This window comes from Pseudomonas sp. SDO55104_S430 (genome assembly GCF_054070595.1).
Map to the genome: position 1 here is coordinate 1 of NZ_JBSVXG010000036.1, position 13914 is coordinate 13914.

At 60.4% G+C, this 13914-nt stretch carries 14 protein-coding genes; 13 read left to right on the forward strand and 1 reads right to left on the reverse strand.

The window, feature by feature from the left end:
- Window positions 1–71 precede the first annotated feature (71 nt).
- The 6 genes from tilS (at window position 72) to ispD (ending at window position 6756) form a co-directional block, all read left to right on the forward strand.
- Window positions 72–1400 carry a tRNA lysidine(34) synthetase TilS gene (gene tilS / locus ACW9JE_RS09320; protein WP_457432597.1) on the forward strand — a complete coding sequence of 443 codons (1329 nt, stop codon included), beginning with the start codon at window positions 72–74 and terminating at the stop codon, window positions 1398–1400.
- Between the two features lie 274 nt (window positions 1401–1674).
- Window positions 1675–3306, forward strand: a complete 1632-nt coding sequence (locus ACW9JE_RS09325) for a CTP synthase (protein WP_457432579.1) — start codon at window positions 1675–1677, stop codon at window positions 3304–3306.
- A 5-nt stretch (window positions 3307–3311) separates the two neighbouring features.
- On the forward strand, window positions 3312–4157 hold the full coding sequence (kdsA, locus tag ACW9JE_RS09330; RefSeq protein ID WP_224533394.1) for a 3-deoxy-8-phosphooctulonate synthase: 846 nt from the start codon (window positions 3312–3314) through the stop codon (window positions 4155–4157).
- Window positions 4158–4313: 156 nt separating this feature from the next.
- Entirely contained in the window at window positions 4314–5603 is a 1290-nt protein-coding gene (gene eno / locus ACW9JE_RS09335; protein ID WP_457432580.1) for a phosphopyruvate hydratase, read from the forward strand.
- A gap of 170 nt (window positions 5604–5773) precedes the next feature.
- Window positions 5774–6052 carry a cell division protein FtsB gene (gene ftsB / locus ACW9JE_RS09340; protein WP_175375052.1) on the forward strand — a complete coding sequence of 93 codons (279 nt, stop codon included), beginning with the start codon at window positions 5774–5776 and terminating at the stop codon, window positions 6050–6052.
- Window positions 6049–6756 carry a 2-C-methyl-D-erythritol 4-phosphate cytidylyltransferase gene (gene ispD / locus ACW9JE_RS09345; protein ID WP_457432582.1) on the forward strand — a complete coding sequence of 236 codons (708 nt, stop codon included), beginning with the start codon at window positions 6049–6051 and terminating at the stop codon, window positions 6754–6756. Before ftsB ends, ispD begins: the two co-directional genes overlap by 4 nt.
- On the opposite strand, the gene ACW9JE_RS09350 is transcribed toward ispD, so the two are convergent.
- Window positions 6753–7652, reverse strand: a complete 900-nt coding sequence (locus ACW9JE_RS09350) for a LysR substrate-binding domain-containing protein (protein ID WP_457432583.1) — start codon at window positions 7650–7652, stop codon at window positions 6753–6755. The two genes, ispD and ACW9JE_RS09350, sit on opposite strands and share 4 nt — an antisense overlap.
- Window positions 7653–7759: 107 nt before the next feature.
- On the opposite strand from ACW9JE_RS09350, the gene ACW9JE_RS09355 reads away from it, so the two are divergent.
- The 7 genes from ACW9JE_RS09355 to ACW9JE_RS09385 all read left to right on the forward strand — a co-directional run bounded on the left by ACW9JE_RS09355 (window position 7760) and on the right by ACW9JE_RS09385 (window position 13864).
- Window positions 7760–8872 (forward strand): S-(hydroxymethyl)glutathione dehydrogenase/class III alcohol dehydrogenase, encoded by a 1113-nt coding sequence (locus ACW9JE_RS09355; protein WP_457432584.1) that lies wholly within the window; start codon window positions 7760–7762, stop codon window positions 8870–8872.
- An 89-nt stretch (window positions 8873–8961) separates the two neighbouring features.
- Window positions 8962–9810, forward strand: a complete 849-nt coding sequence (gene fghA, locus ACW9JE_RS09360) for an S-formylglutathione hydrolase (RefSeq protein WP_457432585.1) — start codon at window positions 8962–8964, stop codon at window positions 9808–9810.
- A 41-nt stretch (window positions 9811–9851) separates the two neighbouring features.
- Window positions 9852–10325 (forward strand): 2-C-methyl-D-erythritol 2,4-cyclodiphosphate synthase, encoded by a 474-nt coding sequence (ispF, locus tag ACW9JE_RS09365; protein ID WP_175375047.1) that lies wholly within the window; start codon window positions 9852–9854, stop codon window positions 10323–10325.
- A complete protein-coding gene (gene truD, locus ACW9JE_RS09370) occupies window positions 10322–11380 on the forward strand; it encodes a tRNA pseudouridine(13) synthase TruD (protein WP_224533399.1) in 1059 nt (352 codons plus the stop codon). The genes ispF and truD overlap by 4 nt, the downstream gene beginning before the upstream one ends.
- Entirely contained in the window at window positions 11368–12117 is a 750-nt protein-coding gene (surE, locus tag ACW9JE_RS09375; RefSeq protein WP_457432586.1) for a 5'/3'-nucleotidase SurE, read from the forward strand. The genes truD and surE overlap by 13 nt, the downstream gene beginning before the upstream one ends.
- A gap of 41 nt (window positions 12118–12158) precedes the next feature.
- Window positions 12159–12794 (forward strand): protein-L-isoaspartate(D-aspartate) O-methyltransferase, encoded by a 636-nt coding sequence (locus ACW9JE_RS09380; protein ID WP_457432598.1) that lies wholly within the window; start codon window positions 12159–12161, stop codon window positions 12792–12794.
- A 212-nt stretch (window positions 12795–13006) separates the two neighbouring features.
- The gene (locus ACW9JE_RS09385; RefSeq protein ID WP_457432587.1) at window positions 13007–13864 is read left to right on the forward strand and encodes a peptidoglycan DD-metalloendopeptidase family protein; all 858 of its coding nucleotides are present in this window, start codon (window positions 13007–13009) and stop codon (window positions 13862–13864) included.
- Window positions 13865–13914 lie beyond the last annotated feature (50 nt).

Below are 13914 nucleotides of genomic sequence, written 5' to 3' on the forward strand. Positions count from 1 at the left end.
ATGATGTTGAATGTGATGCCCACTTCGCGAGCAAGCCCGCTCCCACATTTGATTTGTGCAAAGGGATCACTATGAGCCAGTCAAAGATTGATCTTGCTGCCCGGCTTCTGCTGAATCTCGCCCCTTGGCGCAACGCCACCACCTGGCGCATCGCCTTCTCCGGTGGTCTCGATTCCACCGTTCTGCTTCACCTGCTCGCACATCTATCCAAAACCGAATCCCTGCCGGCGCTGAGCGCCATCCATGTTCATCACGGCCTTCAGGCCGCGGCCGATGCCTGGCCGCAGCACTGCCAGTCGGTGTGTGATGGCTTGGGTGTGCCGCTTCAGATCGTTCGGGTTCAGGTTCGGTCCGGCGCCAGCCTTGAACGGGCAGCCCGGGAAGCCCGTTATGCCGCATTCATCGAGGCCACGCAGAATAACGACGTCCTGCTGACCGGCCAGCACCGCGATGATCAAGCGGAGACCCTGCTTTTTCGCCTGTTGCGTGGCGCCGGGGTGCGAGGGTTGTCCGGCATGCCACGCCAGCGTGCGCTGGGGCGTGGTCATCTCTTGCGGCCATTGCTCGATGTCAGCCGAACGGAGCTGGAGGCCTACGCCGCCGAGCACCGGTTAAGCTGGATCGAGGACCCCTCCAACCAGGATCACCAGTTTTCGCGCAATTACCTGCGTCATCAGGTGTTCCCCGCGCTGAACTCGCGCTGGCCGCAAGCGATGGCGACCATGGCTCGCAGTGCGGAGCATTTGCATGAGGCGCAGGGGCTGCTGGATGAGCTGGCGCAGATCGACTTGAGCCAGGCGCGTACCCAAAGTGAATTCGATTGGCTCGGTTTGCCGTCACTTGAACTGGCATCGCTGGAGAAACTTTCCGCCGCTCGTCAGCGCAATGCCCTCGGTCACTGGCTCGCGCCGCTCACGCGCATGCCCGACAGCGACCATTGGTCGGGTTGGGTAAGTCTGCGCGACGCCACTGGCGATGCCCGGCCGATCTGGCGCCTGGCGGATGGCGAGTTGCATCGCGCGGGTGGGCGCATCTGGTGGCTGTCGGGTGCCTGGTTGCGTGCAGCGCCGGCGGTCGAGGACTGGCCCGATCCCTCGCAAACCCTGACATTACCTGACAATGGCGTGCTCAAGCTCACGGGTCAAATCCCCGCTGGCCCTTTACAGATCCACTATCGTGAAGGGGGAGAGGTGATGGCGCTGGCCGGTCGCGGGCACCGTGATCTGAAGCGTTTGCTCAATGAAAGCGCGGTCCCGCTGTTCGTGCGCGGCAGATTGCCGCTGCTGTTCGCAGGCGGGCAATTGCTGGCGGTAGCCAATATCGACGGGCTCGATGGCGGACCTTCGGGCGGCTGGCGTTTGCACTGGCAGCCGCCGGTCGAAGATCAAGGTTTGAGATGAAAGGGGCATTCCGGTAGACTACGCTCCCTTCTTGATACAACTTCTGTGGATTCGCCTGAATTGCAGGAGTTGCCGATTACCAAGCAGTCTTTGCTGGGCGATTCCAAAAAATGTGTAGCGAAAAACGAACCGGAGTTTCATCTCCCGGTCTGTCCCAACGCGGCGGTTTTTTTGAAAGGTGCACTGTGATTAATGCAGGTGATCGGGGGCTTCGGCCTTCCTTCGCTTTCCCGGGCGGCTCGGACCGCTTTAACGCAGACTTCTAGGGTTTTTCATGACGCGCTACATATTCGTCACGGGCGGTGTTGTTTCTTCATTGGGGAAAGGCATTGCATCGGCATCATTGGCGGCCATCCTGGAGGCGCGGGGACTTAAGGTCACCATGCTCAAGCTGGATCCGTACATCAACGTCGACCCGGGCACCATGAGCCCGTTCCAGCACGGCGAAGTGTTCGTCACCCATGACGGCGCCGAGACCGACCTGGACCTGGGCCACTACGAGCGGTTCATCCGCACGACCATGACCCAGAACAACAACTTCACCACCGGTCGCGTCTACGAGCACGTGCTGCGCAAAGAGCGCCGTGGCGACTACCTGGGTGCAACCATCCAGGTGATTCCGCACATCACCGACGAAATCAAGCGCCGCATCATCAAGGGCGCCGGCGATGCCGACGTGGCCATGGTCGAGATCGGTGGCACCGTGGGTGACATCGAGTCGCAACCGTTCCTGGAGGCCATCCGTCAGCTGCGTTTCGAAGTCGGCGCCAAGCGCGCGATGCTGATGCACCTGACGCTGGTTCCATACATCGCCACCGCCGGCGAGACCAAAACCAAGCCAACCCAACACTCGGTCAAGGAACTGCGTTCCATCGGCCTGCAGCCTGACGTGCTGGTTTGCCGCTCCGATCACCCGATCGATGTGTCCTCGCGTCGCAAGATCGCGCAGTTCACCAACGTTGAAGAACGTGCGGTGATCGGTCTGGAAGACGCCGACACCATCTACAAGATCCCTGGCATCCTGCATTCGCAGGGCCTGGACGATTTCGTCGTCGAGCGTTTCGGCCTGCAATGTGGTGGCGCGGATCTGTCCGAGTGGGACGCCGTGGTCGACGCCAAGCTCAACCCTGAGCACGAAGTCACCATCGCCATGGTCGGCAAGTACATGGAGCTGCTGGACGCCTACAAGTCGCTGATCGAAGCGATGAGTCACGCCGGCATCAGCAACCGCACGAAGGTCAACCTGCGCTACATCGATTCCGAAGACATCGAAAACCAGGGCACCGCGCTGCTGGAAGGTGTCGACGCGATCCTGGTGCCGGGCGGCTTCGGTCTGCGTGGCGTGGAAGGCAAGATCACCGCCGTTCAATACGCTCGCGAAAACAAGGTTCCATACCTGGGCATCTGCCTGGGCATGCAAGTGGCGGTCATCGAGTTCGCTCGTAACGTCATGGGCTGGAAAGACGCCAACTCCACCGAGTTCGATCGTGCCAGCGGCCACCCGGTCGTGGGTCTGATCACCGAGTGGGAAGACGCCACCGGCGCGGTCGAAACCCGTACCGAAACCTCCGATCTGGGCGGCACCATGCGCCTGGGCGCGCAAGACTGCCTGCTCGAACCAGGCTCCAAAGTTCACGACTGCTACGGCAAGGACGTGATCGTCGAGCGTCATCGCCACCGTTACGAAGTGAACAACAACCTGCTGCCGCAAATCATCGAAGCCGGCCTGAAAATTTCCGGCCGCTCCGGTGATGGTGCGCTGGTAGAAGTGGTAGAGGCTGCGGATCACCCATGGTTCGTCGCTTGCCAGTTCCACCCTGAGTTCACCTCGACGCCACGCGACGGTCACCCGCTGTTCAGCGGTTTCGTCAAGGCTGCTTTGGCTCAACACCAGAAGAAGGCGTAAACCTGATGGCGCAGAAGATCATCCGCGTAGGCGACATCGAGATTGCCAACGACAAGCCAATGGTGCTGTTCGGTGGCATGAACGTGCTGGAAAGCCGCGACATGGCGATGCAGGTCTGCGAAGAGTACGTGAAGGTTACCCAGAAGCTGGGTATCCCTTACGTGTTCAAGGCCAGCTTCGACAAGGCCAACCGCTCCTCCGTGACTTCTTACCGTGGCCCCGGCCTGGAAGAGGGCATGCGGATTTTCCAGGACATCAAGCAAGCCTTCGGCGTGCCGATCATCACTGACGTCCACGAGCCTGAGCAGGCCGCGGTCGTCGCTGAAGTCTGCGACATCATCCAGTTGCCGGCCTTCCTGTCGCGCCAGACCGACCTCGTGGTCGCGATGGCGAAGACCGGTGCGGTGATCAACATTAAGAAAGCCCAGTTCCTCGCCCCTCAGGAGATGAAACACATCCTGAACAAGTGCGTGGAAGCGGGTAACGATCAGTTGATCCTCTGCGAACGCGGTTCGAGCTTCGGCTACAACAACCTCGTGGTCGACATGCTGGGCTTCGGCATCATGAAGCAGTTCGAATACCCGGTGTTCTTCGACGTGACTCACGCCCTGCAGATGCCGGGCGGTCGCTCGGATTCCGCCGGCGGTCGCCGCGCCCAGGTCACCGATCTGGCCAAAGCCGGCATGAGCCAGTCTCTGGCCGGCCTGTTCCTCGAAGCCCACCCGGATCCGGACAACGCCAAATGCGATGGTCCTTGCGCCTTGCGTCTGGACAAACTGGAGCCATTCCTGGCCCAGCTCAAAGCCCTGGACGAACTGGTTAAGAGTTTTCCGACGGTAGAAACCGCGTAATCCTCATTTCTCCGGTAAAGTACCGCACGATTAACGCTCAGGCCCTCGGGCCTGAGCCTTATCGTCCGCAAGTCTGCCCCGCTGCACACCACTTGCCGACGGTAAAAGATTTCCTCTAGCTGCGTCGTTTTCGTCAACTTTGGAGTGTTTACAACAATGGCTAAAATCGTCGACATCAAAGGTCGTGAAGTTCTCGACTCCCGTGGCAATCCCACCGTGGAAGCGGACGTGCTTCTCGATAACGGCATCATCGGCAGCGCCTGCGCGCCGTCCGGTGCTTCCACTGGCTCGCGTGAAGCACTCGAGCTGCGTGATGGCGACAAGAGCCGTTACCTGGGCAAGGGCGTTCTCAAGGCCGTTGCCAACATCAACGGTCCGATCCGTGATCTGTTGAAAGGTACCGATCCAAGCGACCAGAAAGCGCTGGACCTGGCGATGATCAAGCTGGACGGCACTGAAAACAAAGGCTCCCTGGGCGCCAACGCGATCCTCGCCGTTTCCCTGGCCGCGGCCAAGGCAGCAGCTCAGGACCAGGACCTGCCGCTGTACGCTCATATTGCCAACCTGAACGGCACCCCGGGTGTTTACTCGATGCCGGTTCCGATGATGAACATCATCAATGGTGGCGAGCACGCCGACAACAACGTCGACATCCAGGAGTTCATGGTTCAGCCGGTTGGCGCCAAGTCCTTCTCCGAAGGTCTGCGCATGGGCACCGAAATCTTCCATCACCTCAAAGCCGTGCTGAAGGCCCGTGGCCTGAACACTGCCGTGGGTGACGAAGGTGGTTTCGCGCCTAACCTGGCTTCCAACGAAGACGCTTTGAAAGTGATCTCCGAAGCCGTCGCCAACGCCGGTTACAAGCTGGGCACCGACGTGACCCTGGCTCTGGACTGCGCGGCGAGCGAATTCTACGAAGACGGCAAGTACAACCTGTCCGGCGAAGGCCAGGTGTTCACCGCTGAAGGTTTTGCCGATTACCTCAAAGGTCTGACCGAGCGTTATCCGATCATCTCCATCGAAGACGGTCTGGACGAGTCCGACTGGGCTGGCTGGAAGATCCTCACCGACAAGATCGGCGAGAAGACTCAGCTGGTAGGTGACGACCTGTTCGTGACCAACACCAAGATCCTGAAAGAAGGCATCGACAAGAAGATCGCCAACTCGATCCTGATCAAGTTCAACCAGATCGGTACCCTGACCGAAACCCTGGAAGCCATCCAGATGGCCAAGGCTGCCGGTTACACCGCAGTGATCTCGCACCGTTCGGGCGAAACCGAAGATTCGACCATTGCCGACCTGGCTGTCGGTACTTCGGCCGGCCAGATCAAGACCGGCTCCCTGTGCCGTTCCGACCGCGTTTCCAAGTACAACCAACTGCTGCGTATCGAAGAGCAGTTGAACGGCAAAGCCAAGTACAACGGTCGTGCCGATTTCCGCGGTTGATCGATGACTGAAAAAAAGACGACAGATTGTGTCGGAAAAATCGCTACGGCGACGTTTTTGCCACTAATCTGATGCCTTATCAGCACAAGCCTGGTTCTTCCAGGCTTCGTGCTGTCAGTAGCTTCATGTTTTGGTGTGGCGGTCTTTTTTCACTGGATACCTGATATTCGATGCGCAGTCCCAATTGGTTGTTCCTCGTCTTGCTTCTGTTGCTGGCCGGCCTGCAGTACCGCCTTTGGGTGGGTAATGGCAGCCTGGCGCAAGTGGCTGAGCTGACGCAGCAGATTGCGGATCAGCATGCCGAGAACGAGGCGCTGCTGGAGCGCAATCGGGTGATGGACGCTGAAGTCAGCGAGTTGAAGAAGGGCATGGAGACCGTTGAAGAACGGGCTCGCCATGAATTGGGCATGGTCAAGGACGGTGAAACCCTTTACCAGTTGGCACAATGAACCAGTCTCTACCGGCCTTCTGGGCCGTGATTCCTGCCGCGGGCGTCGGTGCCCGTATGGCCGCGGACCGTCCCAAGCAATACTTGCAACTGGGCGGGCGCACAATTCTCGAACACAGCCTCGGCTGTTTCCTTGATCACCCAAGCCTCAAGGGCGTGGTGGTCAGTCTTGCTGTCGATGATCCCTACTGGCCGAACCTGGCCTGCGCCAGCGACCCGCGCATTGCCCGTGTCGAAGGCGGCGCCGAGCGTTCCGGTTCGGTGCTCAATGCGCTGCTGCATCTGCACGGGCAGGGCGCCGGCGATGACGATTGGGTGCTGGTGCACGATGCGGCGCGTCCGAACCTGAGCCGTGACGATCTGGATAACCTGCTGGCTGAGCTGGCCGATGACCCGGTGGGCGGGCTGCTGGCAGTGCCGGCGCGGGACACGCTCAAGCGGGTCGATAAGCACGGTCGCGTGGTTGAGACCGTGGATCGCAGCGTGATCTGGCAAGCCTACACGCCACAGATGTTCCGCCTCGGTGCCTTGCATCGCGCGCTGGCGGACAGTCTGGTGGCGGATGCGGTGATTACCGATGAAGCGTCGGCCATGGAGTGGTCGGGGCAGTCGCCGCGTCTGATCGAAGGCCGCTCCGATAACCTCAAGGTCACTCGACCCGAGGATCTCGACTGGTTGCGTCAGCGCTGGGCTAACCGCCGCTAAAAGATACTGTACTCAGGCCGCTCGGCCAGCCCCTCTTTCAAATAATCCACCAACTTGCGCACCTTCGGCGACAGATGCCGCTGCTGCGGATACAGCGCCCAAACCGCCGTATTAGGCGGTTGATGCGCTTCAAGCAGCGAAATCAAAGCACCGCTCTTCAGATGCTCCAGCACGTAATAGTCCGGCAACTGACACAACCCGACCCCCTGCAAGGCCGCATCCAGCACCGCCTGCCCACTGTTGCAACGCCAGTTTCCCTGCACCCGCTGCGAAAATTCCCGCCCGTTCTGTTCCAGCTGCCACTGGTCGGAGCTGCCGATGAGGCAGTTATGCCGGCTCAGTTCCGACAAGCTGTGTGGGCGACCATACCGTTCGAGGTAGGACGGTGACGCGCAAAGATACATGCGCCGCGGAGCCAGGCGCGTGGCGACCAGTCGCGAGTCCTGCAATCGCCCCAAACGAATCGCCAGATCGAGGCCTTCGTGCACCAGGTCCAGTTGGCGATTGCTTAGTTCAATGTCGATTCGCAGCTGTGGATACAACCCCATGAATCGCGTTACCAGCGGCACGATGAACCGCTCGCCATAAGCCACGGCGCAGGTCATGCGCAGCATGCCCTTGGGTTCGCTGGTCAGGTCGCCCACCGCGCGCAATGCTTCCTCGCGGCCGTCCTGCAACCGTTGGCAATGTTGCAGGAAGGTTTGCCCGGCTTCGGTCAGGGTGACCCGGCGCGTACTGCGGTAGAGCAGTCGCGTCTGCAAGCGCTCTTCAAGGCGTGCGATTTGTCGACTGATGTGGGAGGAAGAAACCCCCAGTCGTTCGGCCGCTGCCGTGAACTGGCTGCATTCCGCAACTGCGACGAACTCGTCTATACCTTCCCAGCGACTTTCGGACATCGGTGATTATCCCTATACAGCAATAATGTTTTGCTTTTGCTCGGATTATTCACTGTAGGGCGTCGTATTACACTCCCTGTCTCGTTTTAATTCACTGGAGAAGCACCATGATCAAGTCACGCGCTGCCGTTGCCTTCGAGGCCAAGAAACCTCTGGAAATCGTTGAAGTCGATGTCGCCATGCCCAAGGCCGGTGAAGTGTTGCTGCGTGTGGTGGCTTCCGGTGTCTGCCATACCGATGCCTACACCCTGTCCGGTGCTGATCCGGAAGGTATCTTCCCGTCGATCCTCGGACACGAAGGCGGCGCGATCGTCGAAGCGATCGGTGAGGGTGTGACCTCCGTCGCCGTGGGCGATCATGTGATTCCGCTGTACACCCCTGAATGCCGCCAGTGCAAATTCTGTCTGTCGGGCAAAACCAACCTTTGCCAGGCAATTCGCTCCACTCAGGGCAAGGGTCTGATGCCGGACGGCACCTCGCGTTTTTCCTACAAGGGCGAAACGATTTTCCACTACATGGGTACTTCGACGTTCTCCGAGTACACCGTGCTGCCGGAAATCTCCGTGGCCAAGATCGCCAAGGAAGCACCGCTGGAAAAAGTCTGCCTGCTGGGCTGTGGCGTCACCACCGGTATCGGCGCCGTGCTGAACACCGCCAAGGTGAAACCGGGTGACACCGTGGCCATCTTCGGTCTCGGCGGCATCGGCCTGTCGGCGGTGATCGGCGCAGTCAAGGCCAAGGCGGCTCGCATCATCGCCATCGACATCAACCCGGCCAAATTCGAAATCGCCAAGCAGCTGGGTGCAACCGACTGCGTAAACCCTAAAGACTTCGATCGTCCGATCCAGGAAGTCATCGTCGACATGACCGATGGCGGCGTCGACTTCTCCTTTGAATGCATCGGCAACGTGCAACTGATGCGTGCCGCGCTCGAGTGCTGCCACAAGGGCTGGGGTGAGTCGGTGATCATCGGCGTCGCCGGTGCCGGCCAGGAAATCTCGACCCGTCCATTCCAGCTGGTGACCGGCCGCGTATGGCGCGGTTCGGCCTTCGGTGGCGTTCGCGGTCGTACCGAGCTGCCAAGCTATGTGGAAATGGCCGAAACCGGCGAGATCCCTCTGGATACCTTCATCACCCACACCATGGGCCTGGAAGATATCAACAAGGCTTTCGACCTGATGCACGAAGGCAAAAGCATCCGTACCGTCATTCATTTCTAAGAAGCAGCTGTGAGCTACAAGCTGCAAGCTGCAAGTGGGTGCGCCTTCTTGCAGCTCGCGGCTCGTGGCTTGTCGCTGGGAGAACTCCCATGACTCTGGAAAATATTTCTTGCCAGAAAAGCTTCGGTGGCTGGCACAAGCGTTATCGCCATCGCTCGGAAACCCTCGGCTGCGACATGGTGTTCGCCGTGTATCTGCCACCGCAGGCGGAGCAGGGCGGCAAGTTGCCGGTGCTGTATTGGTTGTCGGGCCTGACCTGCACCGATGAGAACTTCATGCAGAAGGCCGGCGCAATGCGCGTGGCGGCCGAGCTGGGATTGATCATCGTCGCGCCGGACACCAGTCCACGCGGTGCCGACGTGCCGGGTGATCCGGACGGTGCCTGGGACTTCGGCCTGGGCGCCGGGTTCTACCTCAATGCCACTCAGGAACCCTGGTCGCGTCACTATCGGATGCATGATTACGTCGTGCAGGAATTGCCGGCCCTGGTCGAAGAGCATTTCCCTGCGTCGGACAAGCGCGGCATCAGCGGGCACTCCATGGGTGGTCACGGGGCGTTGGTCTGTGCGTTGCGCAATCCGGGGCGTTATCTGTCGGTGTCGGCGTTCTCGCCGATCAACAATCCGATGGTCTGCCCCTGGGGGCAAAAGGCCTTTTCCCGCTACCTGGGCGAAGACCGTTCGAAATGGCGCGAGTGGGATGCCTGTGCCTTGATCGCCGAGGCGGATGAGAAGCTGCCGCTACTGGTGGATCAGGGGGACCGTGACGATTTCCTCGCCACTCAGCTCAAGCCCGAAGCCTTGCAACAGGCGACCAAAATGGCCGGTCATCCGCTGACGTTGCGCCTGCAACCGGGCTACGACCACAGCTATTTCTTCATCGCCAGTTTCATCGAAGATCACTTGCGGCATCACGCGCATGCTCTAGGTGCCCAATAGCAGGTAGAATCACGCCCTGACAAAAATCGGGGCGTTTTTTTATGCGTATTGGCCACGGCTACGATGTACACCGTTTCGCTGAAGGCGATTTCATTACTCTGGGCGGCGTGCGTATCGCACACGGCTTCGGGCTGCTCGCTCATTCCGACGGTGACGTCCTGCTGCACGCCTTGAGCGATGCCTTGCTTGGCGCCGCCGCGCTGGGCGATATCGGCAAACACTTCCCGGACACCGACCCGCAGTACAAGGGCGCCGACAGCCGCGCGCTGCTGCGTCATGTCGTCGCACTGATCCACGCCAAGGGCTGGAAGGTCGGCAACGTCGACAACACCATCGTCGCCCAGGCACCGAAAATGGCTCCGCATATCGAATCCATGCGCGCACTGATTGCCGCGGATCTTCAAGTCGAACTCGATCAGGTGAACGTGAAAGCCACCACCACCGAGAAGCTGGGCTTCGTCGGTCGCGAGGAAGGCATTGCCGTGCATTCCGTTGCCTTGTTGCTTCGCGCATGAACGAACTGCAATTACTCGGCCCGCGTGCCTATGGCGAGGCCCTCGGCACTGCAGTATTGAAAGCCATCGCCGAAGATTTCCAGGTCGATGAAGTTCTCGACATTCCCTTGAGCGGCGACGGCGAACACCTGTGGATCTGGGTGGAGAAGCGTGGCCTGAACACTGAGGAAGCGGCGCGGCGCATTGCCAAGGCCGCCGGCGTGCCATTGCGCACCGTCAGCTATGCGGGGCTCAAGGACCGTCAGGCGCTGACCCGCCAGTGGTTCAGTGTGCAACTGCCGGGCAAGGCCGATCCGGATCTTTCGGCAGCGGAAAACGAGACGCTGAAAATCCTCAAGACCAGCCGACACAAGCGCAAGCTGCAACGCGGTGCCCATTCGGCCAATGGCTTCACCTTGCGCCTGACCCAGTTCGACGGCGACAAGGCCGCCATTGACGCGCGCCTGCAACTGATCTCCAAACAAGGCATCCCCAATTATTTCGGCGCCCAGCGTTTCGGGCATGACGGTGGCAACGTGGTCGACGCCCGTGCCTGGGCCGCGCGCAAGGCTTTGCCGGAGCAGCGCAATGTGCGCTCGCGTCTGCTCTCGACGGCCCGCAGTTTTCTGTTCAACCAGGTCTTGGCCGCCCGCGTCGCCGACGGCACCTGGCAGCAAGCACAGGTTGGCGATCTGCTGGCGTTCACCGACAGTCGCAGCTTCTTTCCCGCCGGTGAGGCCGAGTGCAGCGACCCGCGCCTGGCGATTCTCGATCTGCACCCGACGGGACCGCAGTGGGGCGAAGGTGACTCGCCGGCCACGGGCGCTGTCCATGAACTGGAGCAGGCTATCGCCGCTCGCGAAGCCGACCTTCGCGATTGGTTGATCAACGCCGGAATGAGCCACGAACGTCGTATCCTGCGGCTGCCCATCGCCGGGTTGACGTGGCATTATCCCGAGCCTGACATTCTGCAACTGGAATTCGTCCTGCCGGCCGGATGCTTCGCCACCGTATTGGTGCGCGAGCTTGTCGATCTGGTGCCGGTAGGGCAGACGGACAGCCCATGCGTATTCTGATTTCTAACGACGATGGGGTAACCGCACCCGGTCTCGCCGCGCTTCATGCTGCGCTGGCGGATTACACCGAATGCGTGGTTATCGCCCCGGACCAGGACAAAAGCGGCGCCAGCAGCTCGCTGACGCTCGACCGCCCGTTGCATCCGCACACGTTGGCCAACGGCTTCATCAGCATCAACGGCACCCCGACCGATTGCGTGCACCTGGGCCTCAATGGCCTGCTGGAGCGCGACGTGGACATGGTGGTGTCCGGGATCAACCTGGGCGCCAATCTGGGGGACGATGTCCTGTATTCCGGAACCGTGGCCGCAGCGCTTGAAGGGCGTTTCCTCGGCCGTCCCGCATTTGCCTTTTCGCTGGTCTCGCGCCAGGTCGACAACCTGCCGACGGCCGCCTACTTCGCGCGAAAGCTGGTCGAGGCCCAGGGCGATCTCGACCTGCCGCCGCGCACGGTTCTGAACGTGAACATCCCCAACTTGCCGCTGGAGCACATTCGCGGTGTGCAACTGACGCGCCTGGGCCATCGCGCCCGCGCCGCCGCACCGATGAAAGTGGTCGACCCGCGCGGCAAGGCCGGGTACTGGATCGCCGCCGCAGGTGACGCCGAAGACGGCGGACCGGGCACCGATTTCCACGCCGTGATGCAAGGCTATGTGTCCATCACACCGCTGCAGCTGGATCGCACCTTCAATGACGCCTTCAGAAATCTGGATGGCTGGCTGGAGGGGCTGCGCTGATGTCTCGTGAGCAAGACGATATGCTGCGCCGCGGCATCGGCATGACCTCCCAGCGGACCCGTGAACGCCTCATCCAGCGTCTGTATGAAGAAGGGGTGTCCAACCCCAAGGTGCTGGAAGTCATCCGTCGCACGCCGCGTCACCTGTTCGTCGATGAAGCGCTGGCGCACCGTGCCTACGAGGATACGGCGCTGCCGATCGGACACAACCAGACCATCTCCCAGCCTTATATGGTGGCGCGCATGAGCGAGCTGCTGCTGGAGGCGGGGCCGCTGGACAAGGTAATGGAGATCGGCACGGGGTCGGGCTATCAGACGGCTGTGCTGTCGCAGCTCGTCGAGCGGGTATTCTCGGTCGAACGCATCAAGGTGTTGCAGGATCGGGCCAAGGAACGTCTGGTCGAGTTGAATTTGCGCAATGTGGTGTTTCGCTGGGGCGATGGCTGGGAAGGGTGGCCGGCGCTGGCGCCTTACAACGGCATCATCGTCACCGCGGTGGCGACCGATGTGCCTCAGGCGTTGCTCGATCAGCTCGCGCCAGGGGGGCGTCTGGTTATCCCGGTGGGGTCCGGTGAAGTACAACAACTGATGTTGATCATTCGCGAGGAACAGGGTTTTTCCAGGCGCGTTCTGGGGTCGGTTCGCTTCGTCCCGTTGCTCAACGGACCCCTCGCCTGAGGATTTATTCAGGCACGCTGAATTCTCTTCGATGGCCTTTGTCTTACACCGGCATCGATGGTTTAAACAGGATGTTTTGTGTAACGGCAAACGTGTGCGTGAAGCCATTTCGCTTCATTAAGAGTAAAGCCTGCACGGGCCGTTATACTTGCGACATTTCGTGCCGACACATGGGCAAATCAAATTTTCAGCCACCACAAAGGGAGCGGCGGGTGAGTCTCACAGTCATTGCGCAGCGTATGGGTAAAACGAGCTTTCAGCGCCTGGTGACTGGCCTTGTCATGAGCACCTTGCTGGTCGGTTGTTCCAGCAACAAATCCAGCGACGTTCGCGTCGTCGACCGCAACAATGCCGTCGCCCAGCGCCCGGCTGTCACCACCGGACAGTACGTGGTCCGACCGAAAGACACCCTGTTCTCGATCGCCTTCCGCTACGGCTGGGACTACAAGGCCCTGGCCGCGCGCAACAACATTCCTGCGCCGTACACGATCCATCCGGGTCAGACGATTCGCTTCGATGGGCGCACCGGTTCAACGCCGACGACGGTGGTCAGTTCGACCAATACAACCCCGTCATCCTCGAGTAAAACCACGGTGATTCGTCGTCCGGTGGACGGTGCCACTACGCCCGCTCCGGTGGTTGTACCGTCCGTCGCCAACAAGCCGGCAACCGCACCTTTGCCGCCTCCCGGCCCGGCCCCGACCGGCTGGGGATGGCCTTCTAGTGGCATTTTGATTGGAAAATTCTCTTCAAACGGTAGTTTGAATAAAGGAATTGATATCGCCGGAGATTTGGGACAGCCTGTTTTAGCTGCGTCTGATGGGACAGTCGTATACGCCGGGAGTGGCTTAAGGGGCTACGGCGAATTAGTCATCATCAAACACAGCGAAACCTACGTCAGTGCCTACGGACATAACCGCAGGCTGTTGGTTCGGGAGGGGCAGCAGGTCAAGGTCGGACAGACAATTGCCGAAATGGGGTCAACGGGTACAGACCGGGTGAAACTGCATTTTGAGATTCGCCGCCAAGGTAAACCTGTAGATCCGCTGCAATTCCTGCCACGCCGTTGATCGCTACCAGCCTGTTCCGTCACGTAGAGGGGACAGGCTCCAGCGTTGCC

Coding starts and splice junctions, on each gene's coding strand:
- tilS (WP_457432597.1), top strand. CDS start 72: ATGAGCCAGTCAAAGATTGATCTTGCTGCCCGGCTTCTGCTGAATCTC.
- ACW9JE_RS09325 (WP_457432579.1), top strand. CDS start 1,675: ATGACGCGCTACATATTCGTCACGGGCGGTGTTGTTTCTTCATTGGGG.
- kdsA (WP_224533394.1), top strand. CDS start 3,312: ATGGCGCAGAAGATCATCCGCGTAGGCGACATCGAGATTGCCAACGAC.
- eno (WP_457432580.1), top strand. CDS start 4,314: ATGGCTAAAATCGTCGACATCAAAGGTCGTGAAGTTCTCGACTCCCGT.
- ftsB (WP_175375052.1), top strand. CDS start 5,774: ATGCGCAGTCCCAATTGGTTGTTCCTCGTCTTGCTTCTGTTGCTGGCC.
- ispD (WP_457432582.1), top strand. CDS start 6,049: ATGAACCAGTCTCTACCGGCCTTCTGGGCCGTGATTCCTGCCGCGGGC.
- ACW9JE_RS09350 (WP_457432583.1), bottom strand. CDS start 7,652: ATGTCCGAAAGTCGCTGGGAAGGTATAGACGAGTTCGTCGCAGTTGCG.
- ACW9JE_RS09355 (WP_457432584.1), top strand. CDS start 7,760: ATGATCAAGTCACGCGCTGCCGTTGCCTTCGAGGCCAAGAAACCTCTG.
- fghA (WP_457432585.1), top strand. CDS start 8,962: ATGACTCTGGAAAATATTTCTTGCCAGAAAAGCTTCGGTGGCTGGCAC.
- ispF (WP_175375047.1), top strand. CDS start 9,852: ATGCGTATTGGCCACGGCTACGATGTACACCGTTTCGCTGAAGGCGAT.
- truD (WP_224533399.1), top strand. CDS start 10,322: ATGAACGAACTGCAATTACTCGGCCCGCGTGCCTATGGCGAGGCCCTC.
- surE (WP_457432586.1), top strand. CDS start 11,368: ATGCGTATTCTGATTTCTAACGACGATGGGGTAACCGCACCCGGTCTC.
- ACW9JE_RS09380 (WP_457432598.1), top strand. CDS start 12,159: ATGACCTCCCAGCGGACCCGTGAACGCCTCATCCAGCGTCTGTATGAA.